At 51.0% G+C, this 17221-nt stretch carries 12 protein-coding genes; 4 read left to right on the forward strand and 8 right to left on the reverse strand.

Annotated elements, in window-relative coordinates; genetic code table 11:
- Positions 1 to 73: 73 nt before the first annotated feature.
- Positions 74 to 2224: an AMIN domain-containing protein gene (locus H6F91_RS19800; RefSeq protein ID WP_190774587.1), complete on the forward strand. Its 2151-nt coding sequence runs from the start codon at positions 74 to 76 to the stop codon at positions 2222 to 2224.
- Positions 2225 to 2342: 118 nt separating this feature from the next.
- On the opposite strand, the gene H6F91_RS19805 is transcribed toward H6F91_RS19800, so the two are convergent.
- Positions 2343 to 2675, reverse strand: a complete 333-nt coding sequence (locus H6F91_RS19805; RefSeq protein WP_190774588.1) for a metal-sensitive transcriptional regulator — start codon at positions 2673 to 2675, stop codon at positions 2343 to 2345.
- A 319-nt stretch (positions 2676 to 2994) separates the two neighbouring features.
- On the opposite strand from H6F91_RS19805, the gene H6F91_RS19810 reads away from it, so the two are divergent.
- Together H6F91_RS19810 and H6F91_RS19815 are read left to right on the forward strand one after the other, a co-directional pair.
- Complete coding sequence (locus H6F91_RS19810; protein ID WP_347280062.1) at positions 2995 to 4110, forward strand: HhoA/HhoB/HtrA family serine endopeptidase; 1116 nt, start codon at positions 2995 to 2997, stop codon at positions 4108 to 4110.
- A 251-nt stretch (positions 4111 to 4361) separates the two neighbouring features.
- The gene (locus H6F91_RS19815) at positions 4362 to 4916 is read left to right on the forward strand and encodes a zf-TFIIB domain-containing protein (protein ID WP_190774590.1); all 555 of its coding nucleotides are present in this window, start codon (positions 4362 to 4364) and stop codon (positions 4914 to 4916) included.
- A gap of 143 nt (positions 4917 to 5059) precedes the next feature.
- Here H6F91_RS19815 and alr read toward each other — a convergent pair whose 3' ends face one another.
- From alr to H6F91_RS19840, 5 genes are all read right to left on the reverse strand, one after another.
- Positions 5060 to 6259 carry an alanine racemase gene (alr, locus tag H6F91_RS19820; protein ID WP_190774591.1) on the reverse strand — a complete coding sequence of 400 codons (1200 nt, stop codon included), beginning with the start codon at positions 6257 to 6259 and terminating at the stop codon, positions 5060 to 5062.
- 254 nt (positions 6260 to 6513) lie between these two features.
- The gene (locus tag H6F91_RS19825; protein ID WP_190774592.1) at positions 6514 to 8349 is read right to left on the reverse strand and encodes an adenylate/guanylate cyclase domain-containing protein; all 1836 of its coding nucleotides are present in this window, start codon (positions 8347 to 8349) and stop codon (positions 6514 to 6516) included.
- Positions 8350 to 8363: 14 nt separating this feature from the next.
- Complete coding sequence (locus H6F91_RS19830; RefSeq protein ID WP_199307938.1) at positions 8364 to 8747, reverse strand: STAS domain-containing protein; 384 nt, start codon at positions 8745 to 8747, stop codon at positions 8364 to 8366.
- 85 nt (positions 8748 to 8832) lie between these two features.
- Positions 8833 to 9423, reverse strand: a complete 591-nt coding sequence (locus H6F91_RS19835) for an ATP-binding protein (protein ID WP_190774593.1) — start codon at positions 9421 to 9423, stop codon at positions 8833 to 8835.
- A gap of 94 nt (positions 9424 to 9517) precedes the next feature.
- Positions 9518 to 10420 carry a diguanylate cyclase gene (locus H6F91_RS19840; RefSeq protein ID WP_190774594.1) on the reverse strand — a complete coding sequence of 301 codons (903 nt, stop codon included), beginning with the start codon at positions 10418 to 10420 and terminating at the stop codon, positions 9518 to 9520.
- A gap of 474 nt (positions 10421 to 10894) precedes the next feature.
- Here H6F91_RS19840 and H6F91_RS19845 point away from each other — a divergent pair, with 474 nt between their 5' ends.
- Positions 10895 to 13084 carry a SpoIIE family protein phosphatase gene (locus H6F91_RS19845; RefSeq protein ID WP_190774595.1) on the forward strand — a complete coding sequence of 730 codons (2190 nt, stop codon included), beginning with the start codon at positions 10895 to 10897 and terminating at the stop codon, positions 13082 to 13084.
- 418 nt (positions 13085 to 13502) lie between these two features.
- On the opposite strand, the gene H6F91_RS19850 is transcribed toward H6F91_RS19845, so the two are convergent.
- A complete protein-coding gene (locus H6F91_RS19850; protein WP_190774596.1) occupies positions 13503 to 15848 on the reverse strand; it encodes a tyrosine-protein kinase domain-containing protein in 2346 nt (781 codons plus the stop codon).
- A gap of 69 nt (positions 15849 to 15917) precedes the next feature.
- Positions 15918 to 17066 (reverse strand): polysaccharide biosynthesis/export family protein, encoded by a 1149-nt coding sequence (locus tag H6F91_RS19855; protein WP_190774597.1) that lies wholly within the window; start codon positions 17064 to 17066, stop codon positions 15918 to 15920.
- Positions 17067 to 17221: the final 155 nt, after the last annotated feature.

Genomic DNA, 17221 nt, shown 5'->3' on the forward strand with positions numbered 1-17221 from the left:
AGGGTGTCGTCGTTATTGAATGCATGAGTCCGCCATTGCTTTTTTCGCCTGTTTTGCTAAGGAGGAGTGAACTGTGAAACATCTTGGACTGCTTGGACTTTTGGGGGGAGGCGCGATCGCCCTAACCGCATCACTCCCCGCCTATGCCGCTGCAACAGAAGTGACCGATGTACGGGTCAACTCGACAAATGACGGCGGTATGGAACTGGTGTTGGAAACCAGCAGCGGTGAACGGCCCCAAGTCTTTACCGTGAACCGAGGCAACACGCTGGTAGCCGATCTGGTCAACACCCAGCTGAACCTGTCAGATGGCAATGGTTTCCTGCAAAATAACCCGGCACCTGGCATCTCGGCGGTAATGGTCAGCCAGTTGGATTCGAATAGTGTGCGGGTGAGCATCACTGGAGAGACCGGAACCCCTGTTAGTCAAGTGAATCAGACAGATAACAGTATCGTGTTTGATGTGGGCAATGGACCTGCGCTTGCCGAGTCTGATGACGATATCACCTTTGAGCAGCCCTCTTCTCGGGAAACACAGGTTGCCCAGAATCCAGATCCCCTACAGGTGGATGATGGAGATGTGCTGATTCCGGACCCAAATGTGGTCATTGATGGAGTTCAGGTCCAACCGAGTCAGGTAGGTGCTCCTCCAGCGCGTCCGAGGGCGATCGCACCCCCCGTTGGTGACATTGCCGTAGCCACGACTGATATTAGCCCCGAACCGATTAACCTCGGAACTAATGAAATTGTTCCCAGACTCGTTCTGCGGGATGCCCCCGTACGGGATGTGCTCTCGTTGCTGGGTCGAGCAGCAGGACTGAACGTTGCTTTCTTGACCTCTGGTCAAGGCGCTAACAACGCGGGTGGTGGGACGGGGCCTGAAGGAACGGCAGATAACGAGCCACGAATTTCGCTAGATATTGAAAACGAGCCAGTTCAAAACGTATTTAACTACGTGCTGCGTATTAGTGGACTGCAAGCCTCGTTGGAGGGCCGCACGATTTTTGTAGGCCAGACTCTGCCTAACGAATCTCGTAACCTGCTCATGCGTACCATTCGCCTGAATCAGGTCGATGTAACTTCTGCTCTTAACTTCTTGGTGGCGCTCGGTGCCGAGACGGCAGTTAGCCGCGAACGTCTTATTACCAGCGTGAATGCTGTTTCGGTAGCAACCGCTGCTGAGGGGAGTACTGGACCAGCCGTCACCCAAACGCAGACAACAACAGAAAATCGAATTGAAGTCCAACGGGTTGAATATACGGATTCCAACCCTATCCTGCGAGGCTTGCAGGTGACAGGGGATGAACGTACCAACACGCTTACGTTGACTGGGCCGGGGCGTCTCATTGATATCGCAACCAGTCAGTTGACGACTATCGATATCCGCCGTCGTCAGGTTGCTGTTAACGTCCGCGTCATTGACGTTAACCTGCTTGAAACAGATCGCCAAAACACTAGTTTCTCCTTCGGCTTGGGTCGTACAGACTTTATTAACAGCGGAGGGGTTGGGGTGATTAACTTTGGTGAACGAACTCCTGTCTCCGTTATTGGTAACGTCGTAACCGGAGGACAGAACCTGGGTATTGCCGATAATTTCCTAGCACAGCTGTCAGCATCGGTTCGAGAAGGAAACGCTAAGATCCTGACTGATCCAACGCTTGTAGTGCAGGAGGGGCAAACGGCGCAGGTTCAGCTAACACAGGATGTCATCACGAACTTTGAGCGAACTGTCGATGAGGGCGATGGCGAGAATGATGATGGTGGTGGTGGTACTGTTACTGTAACAACGGAAACCGAACCCGCAGGTTTGATCCTTCAAGTTGCAGTGGATCGAATTGATGATAATGGTTTCATTTCCCTTTCTGTCGCGCCATCTATCTCGGCACCTTATGATGAGGAAACTGTCGAATTTAACGGGGACGAGTTTACTGTTACTCTGTTGTCTGAACGTCGCTTGACCTCCGGTCTAATTCGTGTGCGCGACGGGCAGACGCTTATCCTTTCAGGGATTATTCGTGATGAAGATCGAATTGATGTCACTAAAGTACCTATCTTAGGAGACATCCCAATTCTAGGAGCTTTGTTCCGGAGTAGCAGGCGTGACAACGTCCGCCAGGAGTTAATCGTTATTCTGACTCCCCAAATTTTGGATGATTCTGACCAATCCGTATTTGGTTACCGCTACACACCTAGTCGTGATGCTCAGGAGCTGCTGAATCGCTAAAAGTAAGGAAGAGAGGCGATCGCTCCTCTCTTTCTCGTAAAAGGAGCGTGGCGTTGAAGCCACGCTCCTTTTTGATTTGAATTATCTGTGATTACTGAATTGGAATAAAACGCATATTTCAGGAAGGCAAGAATCGATCAAGGGCAGATTTGAGGGCATCAATCTCGGCGTCAATGCTGCCATCTTCTGCGGCCCGCACCATACATTCCGTAAGATGCTCATCTAAGATACGCCGAGCTACTCGATCGAGAGCACCACGAACGGCGGCGATCTGCATTAGCACATCTGGGCAGGGGCGGCTCTCAGCCACCATCTGCTTGATACCGCGTACATGCCCTTCAATGCGGGAGAGCCGGTTCATAATCTGCCGTAATGATTCGGGATCGTGCACATGGGGGTGGGAGTGCGCTCCGGTATCTGCATGGGCGTGGTCGGGCTGGGGGCTATGCATGAGCGCTGCCTGGGGAGTGGAACTTCCCCTGATTCTATCCCAACGTTTGTTTGGCAGCTCAATACAGGGCAATTCAGATTTGCCATCGGACTGGCTTAGCTAACACAATGACAAATCTGATTCTTAGAGAAATGCCGCTTCGTCAATGGGGGGTAGTCTCCCTTTCAACCGAACTTACGAATGGATGGGGCGATCGCTACCATAATAAGAATGAGTCAATGTCTGAACAACTGTCCGTAGTTGATACACAGAACAGGTAAAGGTTATGCGACCGGAATCTCTTCAACGGCGCTGGCGATCGCTCCTGCAGCGCATTTTGATGGTTGGACTGGCGGCTTATCTGGCCTTCAGCCCCCTTCATCCTGCTCCCGTGCTGGCACAAACTCAGGCGGCCTCAACGCGCCATAGCACGAGTTTTGTGGCAGCAGCAGTCAATCGAGTCGGTACAGCAGTGGTTCGTATCGATACTGAGCGTACGGTCACCCGCGAGCCAACGCCATTTTTTAACGATCCCTTCTTTCGAGAATTTTTTGGCGATCGCGGCTTCCCACAGCAGGGTCCCTACGAGGAGCGTCTGCGGGGCCAGGGTTCCGGTTTCATTATTGATGCCGATGGCTCTATTTTGACCAATGCTCACGTGGTGAACCAGGCCGATCGCGTAACGGTGACCCTGAAGGACGAGCGGCAGTTTGCTGCCAAGGTTCTGGGGGTTGATGAAGTGACCGATATGGCCCTTGTAAAGATTGACGACCCTGATGGCAATCTGCCCGTTGCTCCCTTGGGAGATTCAGAACAGGTGCAGGTGGGCGATTGGGCGATCGCTGTCGGTAATCCCCTCGGCCTCGACAATACCGTTACTCTGGGGATTGTCAGTACCCTCAATCGCTCCAGCGCTCTGGTGGGTATTCCTGACAAGCGGCTGGACTTTATTCAAACCGATGCTGCCATTAACCCTGGCAATTCTGGTGGGCCATTGCTCAACGAAGATGGCGAAGTGATTGGTATCAATACCGCTATCCGTGCCAACGCCATGGGTATTGGGTTTGCCATTCCCATCAACAAGGCGAAAGAAATTCTGCCCCAACTGGCCCGAGGCGAGCATGTGACTCACCCGTACCTGGGCGTGCAAATTGCCACTCTGACGCCGGATTTGGCCCGACAGAATAACAGTGACCCCAACTCCTCGGTTCTTCTACCAGAAATTACAGGAGTATTGGTTATTGGTGTCGTTCCGAATTCCCCAGCCGCTAGTGCTGGCCTGCGTCGCGGCGACGTTATTACAGAGTTAGAAGGGCAGGCAGCCACCTCCGCTGATCAGGTGCAACGGACTGTTGAAAATAGCCGCGTGGGTGAACCTCTGCGACTCACCATTCGTCGGGGCGATAACACCCAGCAGTTGTCAGTCCGCACGGCTGAGTTGCAGGGGCAATCCTAGGGCCCGCTTTAAAGTCGAAGAGTTGTTTTTTCGCGTAGGAAGCGCGCGGAAAAATAACCTTTAAAGTAGGCTCTAACCCTTTCATCGAATTCAACATAGGGAGGGTGCACTGCATCCTCCCTTTTCCTTGTTGGAAGGAGCGCAGGGCTTAGTTCCATACGCTTCTTTTGCCACCATGAAACCTTGAGATCGACTGAAAATGGTTCAACTGAAAATGGTTTAATAATGAAGTTTCTTAGAGGTAAGGTTCAGTGCAGTGCCCGAAAGATAAAACCGAATCCCTGATGGATGTGGTGCTTGCGGGAGATTTACCCGCAAAACACTGCCCTGCATGCGAGGGAAACTGGATTTTACCGGAGGTCTACCATGAATGGCAGCAGCAGCAGGAACCTTCCAAACTGGAGCCAGTTCCTGCTGATTTGGATATTGGCTATGAACCTGCTGCTCTGGATGCCCGAGCGGGGCTTTGCCCCGAGTGTCATGGCTTTTTGGCCCGTGCCCGGATTGGGCTCAATCCGGCTTTTTATGTAGAACGATGTGCTCGCTGTGGTGGTATCTGGTGCGATCGCCATGAGTGGGATGTTCTCATTCATCTTGGGCTGCACACTGATGTTCCCTACCTGTTCACGGCAGACTGGCAACATCAAACCCGTGAACAGGAATATTTGGATCGTGAGCGCCGCGCTACCGTCGAGAAGTTGGGGGAGGAATTAGCCCAACAAATTTTCGATCTGGCCGAAAAGCTGGAAAACCACCCCAACGGAGATTTTGGGGTGGCGTACTTGATGCGCCGTTTTACTGCGTAATACTCACTGGTCGTTTTCTACGCATTTGGATGGGGTGTGGTGCAATAGGCAGGAAGTGCCTATTGCACCACACCCCATCCATCGGTTTGAAACATGATCGGTGGATTTTGTGAGGCGCATCGCACCTCACAAAATCTTGCTATTCAATTTTGTGAGGCGGTTTCAACGACCTCTTGCGGATGATTGACGGTCAATCGGGGCAACCGATGCTTGAAGCCACAGAGAATTTCCCAGGAAATAGTGCCGAGGGTATTGGCCCAATCATCCGCTGAAATTGACTCCTGCCCGTCACGGCCCAGGAGCGTTACGACATCTCCAGCCTGCACATCAGGAATAGCACTCACATCCAGCATGAGCTGGTCCATCGTTACAGCACCAATCTGAGGAACACGCTGGCCTCGAATCAGCACCTCCATCCGATTCGTCAACAGCCGGGGAACCCCATCTGCATAGCCAATGCCTATAACAGCCATTTGCATATCCCGGTCAGCAATGAACTTGTGACCATAGCTGACGCCAGTACCTGCGGCTAAGGGCTTGACCTGGGTAATGCGGGCTTTGACCTGAAGAACGGGTTTAAGTGGAATTTTTGCAACTAGATGGGGAGCTGGATGTAGGCCATACATAGCTAACCCTGTACGTACCAGATCGTAGTGTAGAGATGGGTCTGCCAGAGTTGCAGCGGAATTTGCCAGGTGGAGCCGAGGGGGGGTAATTCCAGCGGCTTTTAGGTGAGCGATCGCTGACTCATAACGTTGATACTGCAACTGCATAATCCCTGGGTTTGGATCATCAGCTGTGGCCAGATGAGAATAGACGCTGGCAATTTCTAAGTGAGGTAGACTTTTCACCAATTGCCCAAACTCAGCGGCTTGTTCCCAAGAAATTCCCAGCCGCGACATTCCTGTATCCAGCTTCAGGTGAACGGGCAGGGGAGAACGGGAACGCATCGTACCCATGGTCTCGGAGAAAATGAGTGCTTGCTTGGGGGTGCAGAGGGTCGGTTGTAGTTTCCATTGAGCGATCGCTCTCACCTGCTCTGCCGTGTTAGTAGCTCCCAGCAGCAGAATAGGTGCTTGAATACCTGCTTCTCGTAGTTCAATGCCTTCAGGAATGGTAGCGACTCCTAGCCAAGTGGCTCCGTGGCGCAGGGCAGTGCGAGCGATTGTTACGGCCCCATGGCCATACGCATCGGCTTTGACGACCGCCATCAATTCGGTTCGCGGGGCCAATCGCCGCCGGATTTGCTGGACGTTATGTGCCAGCGCTCCCAGGTCTACTTCTACCCAAGCCCGTTCCCGTAGCATGGGTATGAGATTTGGGGAATGTTCCCAACTCAACATCACATCACTCCTCCATCACACCGTTCACACACTGCCATCAAACCGCAACCTTTGAATTTTCGCTACGGTTGCTGGACAGTTGTTGGCTATTTGTGCCTTTCATTTAAGCAGTACTTTTTCAAATCGATAACTCCATTTGGGTTATTGCTAGCGTCACGTTAGTTAATCCCAATTCGGAATAAGCCCAAGTGCCCATTTTGGCGTGCGCTCTGCACGCACCAAAATGGGCTTTCTCGAACTCAGATTAGTTATGGTTATTCAGGCTGTGTGGTTTCTTTGGCTTCCCAGGAAGGCTTTTTGCCCGTTAGCCAATAGGTCTGCATCAGCCCTTTGCCCTTGATTTCGATGATTTCCCGCTTCTCAAAGCGGTAGTCGTCTTTCAACTTTTCGTAGACTGACTCGGTGACCTGGATGCGACCGGGTTCTCCCTGGGTTTCCATACGACTGGCGACGTTAACCGTATCGCCCCAGAGGTCGTAGCTAAATTTGCGCGTGCCGATAATGCCGGCAATAACGGGGCCGGTGTGAATCCCAATTCGCAAACTTAAGGGAATGCCTGTCGGAGTGTGAAATGTGCGAATGAGCTCCTGCATCGCCAGAGCCATTTCTGCGGTTGCGGCAATGGGATCCGGTATTGGTGTGGGGACGCCGCCCACGACCATGTAAGCATCCCCGATGGTCTTGATCTTCTCCAAGCCCTTAAAGGTTGCTAGCTCGTCAAAGGCCGTGAAAATGGCGTTGAGCAATTCCACCAATTCCACCGGGGAAATGTCTGTGGAAAGGGCCGTAAAATTGGCGATATCAGCAAATAGAACCGAGGCACGTGTAAAGCTATCAACAATGGTCTTCTGACCCCGTTTTAGGCGTTCGGCGATCGCCTGAGGCATAATATTCAGCAGCAATTGCTCGGTTCGCTTTCGCTGATGCCGCAGTTCGGCCTCTGTCTGTCGACGAGTGGTTATGTTTTGCACGCTTCCTTCATAGCACACCACTTTTCCTGCTGCGTCTCGGATTAACCGCACGTTCTCTGCTACCCAAATTTTGGTGCCGTCTTTGCAATACACCTCCGATTCAAAGTCGGAAGCTGATTCAAATCGAGATAGGTAAGCAATTAACTCAAATCGTCGTTGGGGTTGAACGTAAAGTTGACGATCCAGGCTAACGATGCTTTCCATCAGCTCCTCGGGCGAATCGTAGCCCAAAATTTCAGCCAGGGCAGGGTTCGCACTCAAGTAACGCCCTTGGGGAGAAATTTGATAAATTCCTTCGACTGCATTCTCGAAAATGCTGCGGTACTTGGCTTCCACCTGCAACAGTGCATCGCTGCGTTGTTCAACCCGTTGTTCTAATTCTTGGGCCTGTTGCTCTAAGCGTTGTTGGTAGTCCAGAAGCGCGGCTTCGGCTCGCCTGCGATCGCTAATGTCATACAGCGTTGTTAATAACGCCTGATTCCCACCCAACTGCAGCGAATGGACGGAGGCCGATACCCAAACTTCCTGGCCATCGACCCGGCGGATTTGCATTTCATAATTGCGCACATGTCCTTCGGTCTGGAGCCTCTCTAGCAAGTGCTCCTCAGCGTCCGGATTGACCATAAAGTCTCGGAGTTTGTGCCCAACCAGAGCCTGGGGTTCTAGCCCCAGGTGATCACGCGAGGTGATGTTGGCAAAGGAAATGACCCCATCTAACCGTTGGGTCAGAATCATCAAAATAGGCGTTGATTCAGCGATGGCTCGGAAGAGAGCTTCGCTCTCCCGCATGGTTTCGACAGCCTGGGTGTAGAGCTGGTATTCCAGGGCATCACCATGTTCTGCCGTAGCCTTTAAGATCAGCTCAAGGTCTTGCTTATCCCGTAAGACGGTAGACAAAATATCTTGCAGGGCTGTCTCCGCCATTTGGCGCTGCGTCACTTCCGCCTGCAGCCTTTCATTGGTAGATCGCAGTGTAGCTTCTACAACATCGCCATGTTCTACGGTGGCCTGAAGGGTAATGCGTAAATCTTCATTCTCCTGTTTTAGCCGTGCAAGTTCCTCACGGAGAACCGCTACATCTGAACCAGATTCAGGCTCGATCTTAACGTTCGGCTCCATTGATGTTGAACCGGTTACACATATTCCAACGTTAGACTGGGCATCAACCGTTGCAAATTCTTTAATGATTTGGTTTGCCAGAGGACTTTTTCAGAGCCCTTCAGCACAAGATGCACATCTTTTCGTTCACGCACCTTGACAACAAACATGGAAAGTGTACTGATGCCAGAGCTGTTGAGAAACTCCAGATCTGTCAGATCGAGCGTTAATCGCGCCGCTCCATCCACTGCACTCAGTAACAGATCCATGATTGGCTGATACTCCTCCATTCCATCTAACCGCAGAAATCCTTGAATGACGACCGTGGAGGTTTCTGGATACTGAATGATACTATACTCGTCTGTCTTTATTTCCACAGGTTCCCATTGCTCCCGTTCTGTATGGTCAGGCTGTGACATCAACCTTTCCCAAGTCTATAAAAATAGCAGGACTCATTTATTCACGATAGTCCTTGCTAATAAATCCGGGGATGTTTACAAGAGCTTACACATCTAGAGAGACCATCACAGCAACTTGAACGACCTCTGGAGTACTGTCAAGCTCCTGAAATTGCCAACTAAAGCTGGCTCCATAATCATTAATCATCGTCAAGATGCCAATACAGGATTCTCCAGTACCTAAAGCTGTTTTTTCAAGCTGTTGAGCATAGAGCATATCGGGGTCAGAATGGCTCAGCTCTTCAATGAATTGTTGATAGCTTTTGGTGGTGGAGCGATCGCTAAAATTGACCACCTGAAATACGATTTTCTGTTTGTAGAGGTAGAGAGAAATGGTGATGGGGCGATCGCCAACTGTTTCGCTGTATTTCACTGCATTTTCCAACAGCTCATTGGCAATAAAGCTAACAGCGGCCTTAACTGTATCACGCTGATTAATCTGCCCATTTGTGGGAGTATCGCCTGGAAAAAATGCAGCAAAATAATCTCCCAGAAAGTCAGCCGAGAGGCCATAGTTACGCCACCGTTGCTTGCGGGGAGCGTTGCTGGGGGAGAAATGCAGCGTTAGGTACTCATCACTAGCTGCAATTGTGGATGTGAACTCACCATAAACATGAGTTCCAGTAGTATCAATCATAGATGTGAGGAACCAGCAAGTAGGTTCGTAGTGTCTGAACTGCTTGTAGGATTGGCTTTGAGCGTGTGTTACACACCCGAAGTCAAGGCTGAATCTAGTATTCCTCAAGTTGAGGAGAGCTTAACATAGAGCCATGGGATAGGATGCCCCGGTAGATGATGCGTGCCCGACCCTGTTGTTTCGCCTGATAGAGGTGATGATCGGCCTCGTCTAACAAACCCTGAGAAGAACAGCTCATGTTGGGCAGCACGCTAGAAATGCCGATGCTAAGCGTTACGTAAGGCGACACCCGAGACTGTACATGGGGAATCCGCAAGGCTTCCACAGCCGTCTGCATTTGGCATGCCACCGCAATGGCTCCCCGCAGATCGGTCTTTGGCAACAAGCCGACGAATTCTTCGCCCCCATAGCGTGCGAGTAGATCCGTAGGACGTTTGAGAATCTGGGCTAAGGCTTGGGCAATTTGTCGTAGACAATCATCGCCGGCAAGATGCCCGTAAGTGTCATTATATTCCTTAAAGAAATCAATATCGCATAAAATAGCAGAGAGGGGTGCCATCTCCCGGGCCATCTGCCGCCACTGTTGTTCCAAATACTCGTCTAGGCGACGACGGTTGGGCACCTGCGTTAGCCCATCATAGGATGCGAGTAAGTTGGCATAGCGCAGCTTCTCGTACCACTGCATATCCAGAACGTCCCCATGCTCTGTAATCGTTTGCAAAATAATTTCTAAGTCTTCCTTTTGACGAGAAATTAAATGGAGTAATGTGCTTAGGGTAGATTCAGCCCGCCGCCTCTCGGTAATTTCGGCCTTTAATTGACGATTTGCTTCATGTAATTGAGACTCAATTAGGTCGCCATGTTCGGCTGTTGTTGTCAGGGAAATTTGTAAATCTTGATTGACTTGCTGCAGTCGTGCAAGCTCTCGTTCTAAATTTGTAATTCTGGCATCAACAGGCTGAGCATCTGACGTGTCGTTTGAGTGAGGTTCGATCATGAGAAGCGCTTCGCAAAGCGGAACAAAATTTCTTTTAAAAAGAGGTGTTCAGCCTTGCCCCTGATTGCATTTGTGCTGAAACTTTTTGAGTGAAGCTCATACACAGCATAAATATTTTGTGGAACAGATGCAAACTGCAGGGGCGATCGCAAGTCTCCACGTTTGTTAACCAACAGAAGTTTCGTAAAACAGTTCGGGAATTCTAAAGCTAACCTACCTGGCCAATCGATTTTAGAACCCATGAAAAAGTTAATTTTTTAGGCATGGAAAGCACAAAAAATTAACTTTTTATGGAATTTCTCAAATATTTCCTGCTGCCAGAGGCGTTCATCATTGGGTGCATCCCACTTTTGTAAGTGAGGCGGGCTTCACCCGCCTCACTTACAAAAGTGGGTTTCCAACTCTGCAAAAGTGGGATGTACCCTTCATCACTTCATCTATTTGTATTAGCCTTAGCTATTCTTAAAGGTTTTTATGCCACGCTTGTCCCGTCCCTCGTTGCGATTCGTTTTGATTGTTCCGTTTGTTCTACAAATTTTTGGAACGGTGGGGTTAGTGGGTATCCTGTCATTTCGCAATGGGCAACGGGCTGTCAATGATCTGGCCTCTCAACTCCGGGGTGAGATTGCGGCTCGAATCGAACAGCAACTACGCAGCTATGTCAATTCCCCCTTTTTGTTGAACCAGATCAATGTCAGTGCCATGCAACAAGGCAGCCTGAATATGACCCGCTTACCGGATGCCTATCCCCTCTGGCAACAGGCTCGAACCTTTCCTGCAACTAACTTGATCTATTGTGGCCGTGAGTCTGATGGGGCATTTATGGGGGTCGGGCGGCCTAACGTTCCTGCGGGCCAAGATACGTTTGAGGTGCAAACCAGCAACGCTTCCACGAACTACCTATTCCGATACTCGGCCATTGATACAGAAGGTAATGTGGACAAGGTCGTGCGGCGAGGCGATCGCCCCTACGATCCCCGGGTTCGCCCCTGGTACAAGGCCGCTCAGGAGACGAAACAACCGGTTTGGAGTGATATCTACCTTGATTTTGATGCTCGGGTTCCAGTGATTACCGCCAGTCAGCCCGTGTTTGAACGTAGAAGTGGGCAATTTCTGGGGGTGTGCGCCGTGGATTTTCTCCTCTCGCAGGAGTTGGATACCTTCCTGAGTCAGTTGAATGTGGGAAAGACTGGAGAGACCTTTATTCTGGAGCGCTCGGGCACCGTCATTTCCAGTTCTAGTTCCACAGAGGAGGATTTGCTCGTCGGGGAAGATGACAATCTGCGGCGGATTCAGGCGGTTCAGAGCAAAAATCCTACCGTACGAGCAACGGCCCAATTTCTGGAAGATCAATTCGGCACCCTGGCGCGAATTCAGGAGCCTCAGCAGCTAAGTTTCACCCGAGAGGGGGAGGGGCTTCGCTTCGCTGGGGGCGATCGCCAATTCGTTCAGGTTACTCCCTTCCAGGATGGCAAGGGGCTGGATTGGTTAATTGTGGTGGTGATTCCAGAATCAGATTTTATGGCCCAGATTCAAGCCAATACCTATAACACTGTCCTGCTTTGCTTTGGGGCATTAGGGCTGGCAACCGGGCTGGGCATTCTGACCGCTCGCCAAATCACCCGTCCTATTCTCAACCTCAGCACAGCTTCCCAAATCCTCGCTGCTAAGGCGAGCTCTGCTGATCTAGGTAAAGAAACGGGTATCGCCGCTATCAAATCCAGCGGTATTGCAGAAATTGAAAGTTTGGCCCAATCTTTTGAGCAAATGGCCCATCAGCTTCAGGATGCATTTCTAGCCCTGGAAACCACAAATGAAGCGTTGGAAGATCGGGTCGAGCAACGTACCCAGGAGCTCCAGGTTGCGAATAGTGAAATTACCAAACTGAATCAACAGTTACAGGCTGAAAACCTGCGCATGGGAGCGGAACTGGAGGTTGCTCGCCAGATGCAGCAGATGATTTTACCGCGGGAGCATGAGTTGACGGCGATCGCCGACCTTGACATTGCAGGTTTTATGGAAGTAGCAACGGAGGTAGGTGGCGACTACTACGACATTATCTGTAATGAGGGTCGGGTTACAGTGGGAATTGGAGATGTCACCGGACACGGGTTACAGAGCGGTGTGCTGATGATTATGGTGCAAACTGCTGTCCGCACATTGCTTGCAACCCGAGGAGAAGATTTGCCGCAGTTTTTGAATTTGCTGAATCAGGTGATTTACGAAAATGCACAACGGCTCAGTCCGGGTAAGAATTTAACCCTAACCCTATTGGATTACCGGGATGGACAATTGCATGTCAGCGGCCAACATGAAGAAGTGCTAGTGGTACGGGCCAATGGCGAGTTGAAGCGACTCGACACCATAGACTTAGGGTTCCCATTGGGTATGGTGTCTGATATTCGAGAATTTGTCGCCCAAACTCAAATTCATTTGGAGCCGGGGGATGGGGTTGTACTCTACACCGATGGCATTACCGAAGCGGAGAATGCTGACCGCCAATTTTATGGGATAGATAGGCTCATCACCGTGGTGAAAGAGCATTGGGATGAAACATCTCAATTGATTCTGGAAACTGTATTGGAAGATGTGCGATCGCACATTGGCGACCACACCATTTTTGATGACCTGACCTTAATTGTTTTAAAGAAGAAGCTTGCATAATCTTTTCGTAGTCGCCAAAACTGAAGCATTTTTGTTGACTGGGATGCATGAACCACTCCAACCAGAATGCACGAATACCAATTCAATAAGAAGCTGCGCCTTTTCTGCGTCCTGACGCATCAGGACACAGAAAAGGCGCAGCTTCTTATTGAAACTTCAGTTCGGGATAAGCTGAAGTGCCCATTTTGGCGTGCGCAAAGCGCACGCCAAAATGAGCGTTTTCGAGTGCCGCGCAACGCGCGGCACTCGAAAACACCCTTAACCCGAACTCAGGTTATTGAAAAGACATCACTGAGCCAACCAGTGGACGCACTGACACAGTGCATCCGCTAGGGGTGGATAGAAACCCAATAAACAGGTTGAAAAAGGGTATGCAGATGCTCTTGCAATGGCTTAAATTGCAAGAGCAATTCGGGCTTTATGATTCTGAATCTCGCACATAGGCGGTCTGCTTGGCTGATATTTGGGAATAGACCGGGGAACTCTCCGAGGCCGGAAGCAGCAACTCTTCTGGGGAATCATCCTCATCCTCATCCCACCGAGGAATATTCTCTCGAACCGGTTTAGAGGCACGGTTGGCAACGGTACCCAGCAGGGGTAGGTCGTATTCTTTAATTTTCTTGATGCTCTGAGCCACCTTGGAACGGCTGGTCTGGCGGACCGACACCACCATCAAAATTCCATCAGCGTTAGCGGCTATAAAATTAGCATCCACCGCTTCCACCAGGTTGGGGCTGTCATAGATCACCAAATCATAAAGCGATTCCAATTTGCCCATTAACCCCTTCATTTGAGGCGATGCCATCAGGCGTGTGAGCCCAGATGTAACCGGTCCGGTCGTGAGCACATCCAGGTTTTCTACCTCAGGTGCGGATTGAATTACCTCATCGTGACTGGCTTTGCGGCGCAGTATATCCGACAGACCCCGGTTGTTGGACAAGCGCAACTTCCGGTGAACCTGGGGCGATCGCAAATTGGTATCGACCAATAGCACCCGCTGCCCTGTTGCCGCCGCCGCCCGAGCCAGATGTAAGGAGGTGGTGGTTTTTCCATCCCCCGGAGTGGCTGAGCAGACAACGAGCGATCGCACGGGTGACGTGCTATGTAAGAACCTGAGATTGGTATGGAGGGTTTCAAATGCCTCCTGAAAATCAAACGACCCCTGGCTCAACTCTTCAATCTGACCATTGGAGTGGGAGATCGTAACCAGTTGGAGAGACGGATCGCCATCGGTGCAGACAGGGATGATGCCCAATCGTGGAGCGGGTACCAGATCCTTTACATCATCCACATCGTAAAAGGTATCTTGCTTCCGTTCGATCAAGATTGAAAGACCCAGGCCCAGAGCCAAACCAGCAGCAGCTCCCGCTGCCAACGCCTTCATGTTACTGCTGGGGGTGCCAATGGCATTGCCGAATTCATCCTTGGGTACCTGAGGTTCTGCAATGACTTCCCAGGGCACTTCGTTCTGAGCTGCGGCAACTCTCAAAGATTCTCGCTGGCTTTGTAACTGGTTCAGGGTTTGGGTTGCAATCTGCAACTGTCGCTGAAGTTCGATATAGCGTCGCGAAATTTCAGGAAACTGCTGCACTTGCTGTTCTACAGCGACCCGGTTTTGAGCCAGGATGCGGTTCCGTACCTCTAGAACTTGAAGCTGATTGGTAGTTTCAACTAATTGGTCAATTAACCCAAGCCGTACGTCGTCCTGGAAGGTTGTCAGTTCCGTATTTTGGTCAACCTGAGCCAGGCCTCCCAAAATCTGCTGACTCCGCTGGGACAGCAAGTTATAAAGATTGTCTCGCCGTTCAAGCAGGCGTTGTACGGGAGGGGCTTCATCGCTCCAACGGGCTCTTTCAGTGGCCAGTTGTGCTTCCAGGTCATTCATATTTGTCAGCAATTGCTGATAACGAGGGTCCTGGCTAATGGCAGCTACGGCGATCGCTTCATCTGGGGTGAGCTGCAATTGACGTTGAAGTGCCGTGTAGAGTGTTCGGGTTTCCTGTAAAGTTTGCTGGGTTTCTAACTGCCGATTGCCAATATCTTGCAAACGTGTGTTGAGATCTTGCCCCTGGCTAGTCGGGTCGAGCAAATCATAGTCTTGCTGTAAAGACTGGATTTCCTCTTCTAGAGCATTAACCCGCGTTTCCAGGTCAGGCAGTTGATCATCAATAAACTTAACCCCTTCACCGATGCGGCTCTTACGATCCTGCAAACTGTAATTGAGATACTTATCTCTCACCTGATTCAAGACATCCTGCACAACTTCAGGATTTGTGCCTTGATAGCTGACGTCAAGGATACGGGTTTGGCTCTCCTGAGTTTTGCCGCCAGCACGAGCTACGGTTAACCCTTGTGTCAGTGCAAAGTAGGTAAATTCCGGATGTTTAGCATGAACCGCTTCGTAAACATCTTGAAGTACCTGGGGGCTACGCAGGATTTCTATCTGAGTCGGATAGTCCAGTCGGAACATATCCTGGCTGGGAACCCCGCCCGCTGTACGTGAAAGGCTAGTCGGTTCCGCAATCCGCGCTTCTGACGTAACCGGCTCTACCAGCAGACGAAAGTTGCCGCTATAGACGGTTGGGTCAGCAGATGTGGACATCCAAGCTGCGGCCGTTGTTGCCCCGGCCAACCCTACGATGATGGGCCAACGACGGAGGAGCATACGAATCAACGGGAAAATAGGAAGCCCTTGTTTCGGTGTACTACTGACTTCAAGGGGTTCCAGAGAATCTTCGTCGAGTAGATCCAATTCTTTAACCATTACGACCTCGTAGGGGATGACGATCTTCGGCTTGATGCACTCTCAAAGCCCTATAGCTTAAGGGCGTGGTTAAAACCCGAACAGACGGAAAATTGAAAAGACACTCGTTACAGGTGTCAAAACGGTATCCAGGAAGTCTGATGTACTTGCAATCCCTGATCGTCCCACCACAATGATGTCATTATTCCTGAGCGAGGGGTTATTGTCTTCACTAATTCCCTCTGCAAAGTCGACTGGAATGGTTCGCTTATCAACGGTGCCATCGTTATTCAAACGAATGAGTTGGACGTCCCTACGACGAGCTCGCCGGTTATCAAACCCACCGGCGGCCAAAATCGCCTGATTGAGGGTCGCATTGGGCAGCACAGCCAGTTGTCCGGGGTTAACCACTTCACCTACAACGTTGACATTGATGCTTTCCGGAGAAAAGCTAGTGCTCGCCAGTTGCGTGGCTTCTTCTGGCGTCAGTGCGGTGACCTCAGGAATGACCAGCGTGTCTCCGTCTCGGAGTACTAAATCTTCGCTTAAATCACCAGTTTGCAGGAAACTCCACAGGTCAATGGAGATGTTTTCATCCCTACCGTTGGATTGGGGGCGGCGCACCTCAATGCCTCGAACATTGGCCAGTTGGGTAATTCCGCCCGCATTTTGAATAGCCTGGGTTACGGTAAAGCGCTGTGTATCGGTGGCATTGGCCGCAACGGTATAGACACCAGGACGGTTGACCTGCCCAACAACCCCAACTCGCAGGGGACGGGGGGTCAATAGCGTGACGGTAATTAACGGATCGTTGATGAAGCGAGCATATCGCTGAGATAAAACTTGAGCCGCCTGTTCCAGGTTTAACCCCTGTACGGGAACTTTCCCAACCCAGGGCAGGTTGAGGGTACCGTCAATTAGTACGGTGTATTGCCCGTTTTGCCCGCTGAACTCTGGCACATCAAAGATGTCGATTTGAATCCCATCGCCGGCCCCCAGGATGTAGGGTTCTAAGTCAGGTTGCCGGTAGGGGGAAATGCCGGGTACCACACTGCCTGTATAGGGCGTGTACTGAGCTTGCGGTGACTGAGATTGAGCCGATTGAGGTTGGGCCGGCTGGGCCAGGCTGGGGGAAGGCTGGGCGATCGCGACGACTGCTAACACCCCGAGGCTAATGAACGCTCGCACAGAGAAATTAGAACTCCAGGCACGGGTCGTGGAGATAGGGGAATCATGCATGGGACTAGCAAATGGCAATGACATGAAGTTCAGTGACTTGAGGGGGGGCAACGTCATCTTTCAGGAGTAGCAGGGAACTCAGGCTCGCGAAGCGGTCATGCTCTGGCGACGGCTGGGTACCTTCAGAATGCCCATCTCCTGTAACGGATCATCAC

Origin of the sequence: Leptolyngbya sp. FACHB-8 (genome assembly GCF_014695575.1) — a bacterium.
Lineage (GTDB): Bacteria > Cyanobacteriota > Cyanobacteriia > Elainellales > Elainellaceae > Vacuolonema.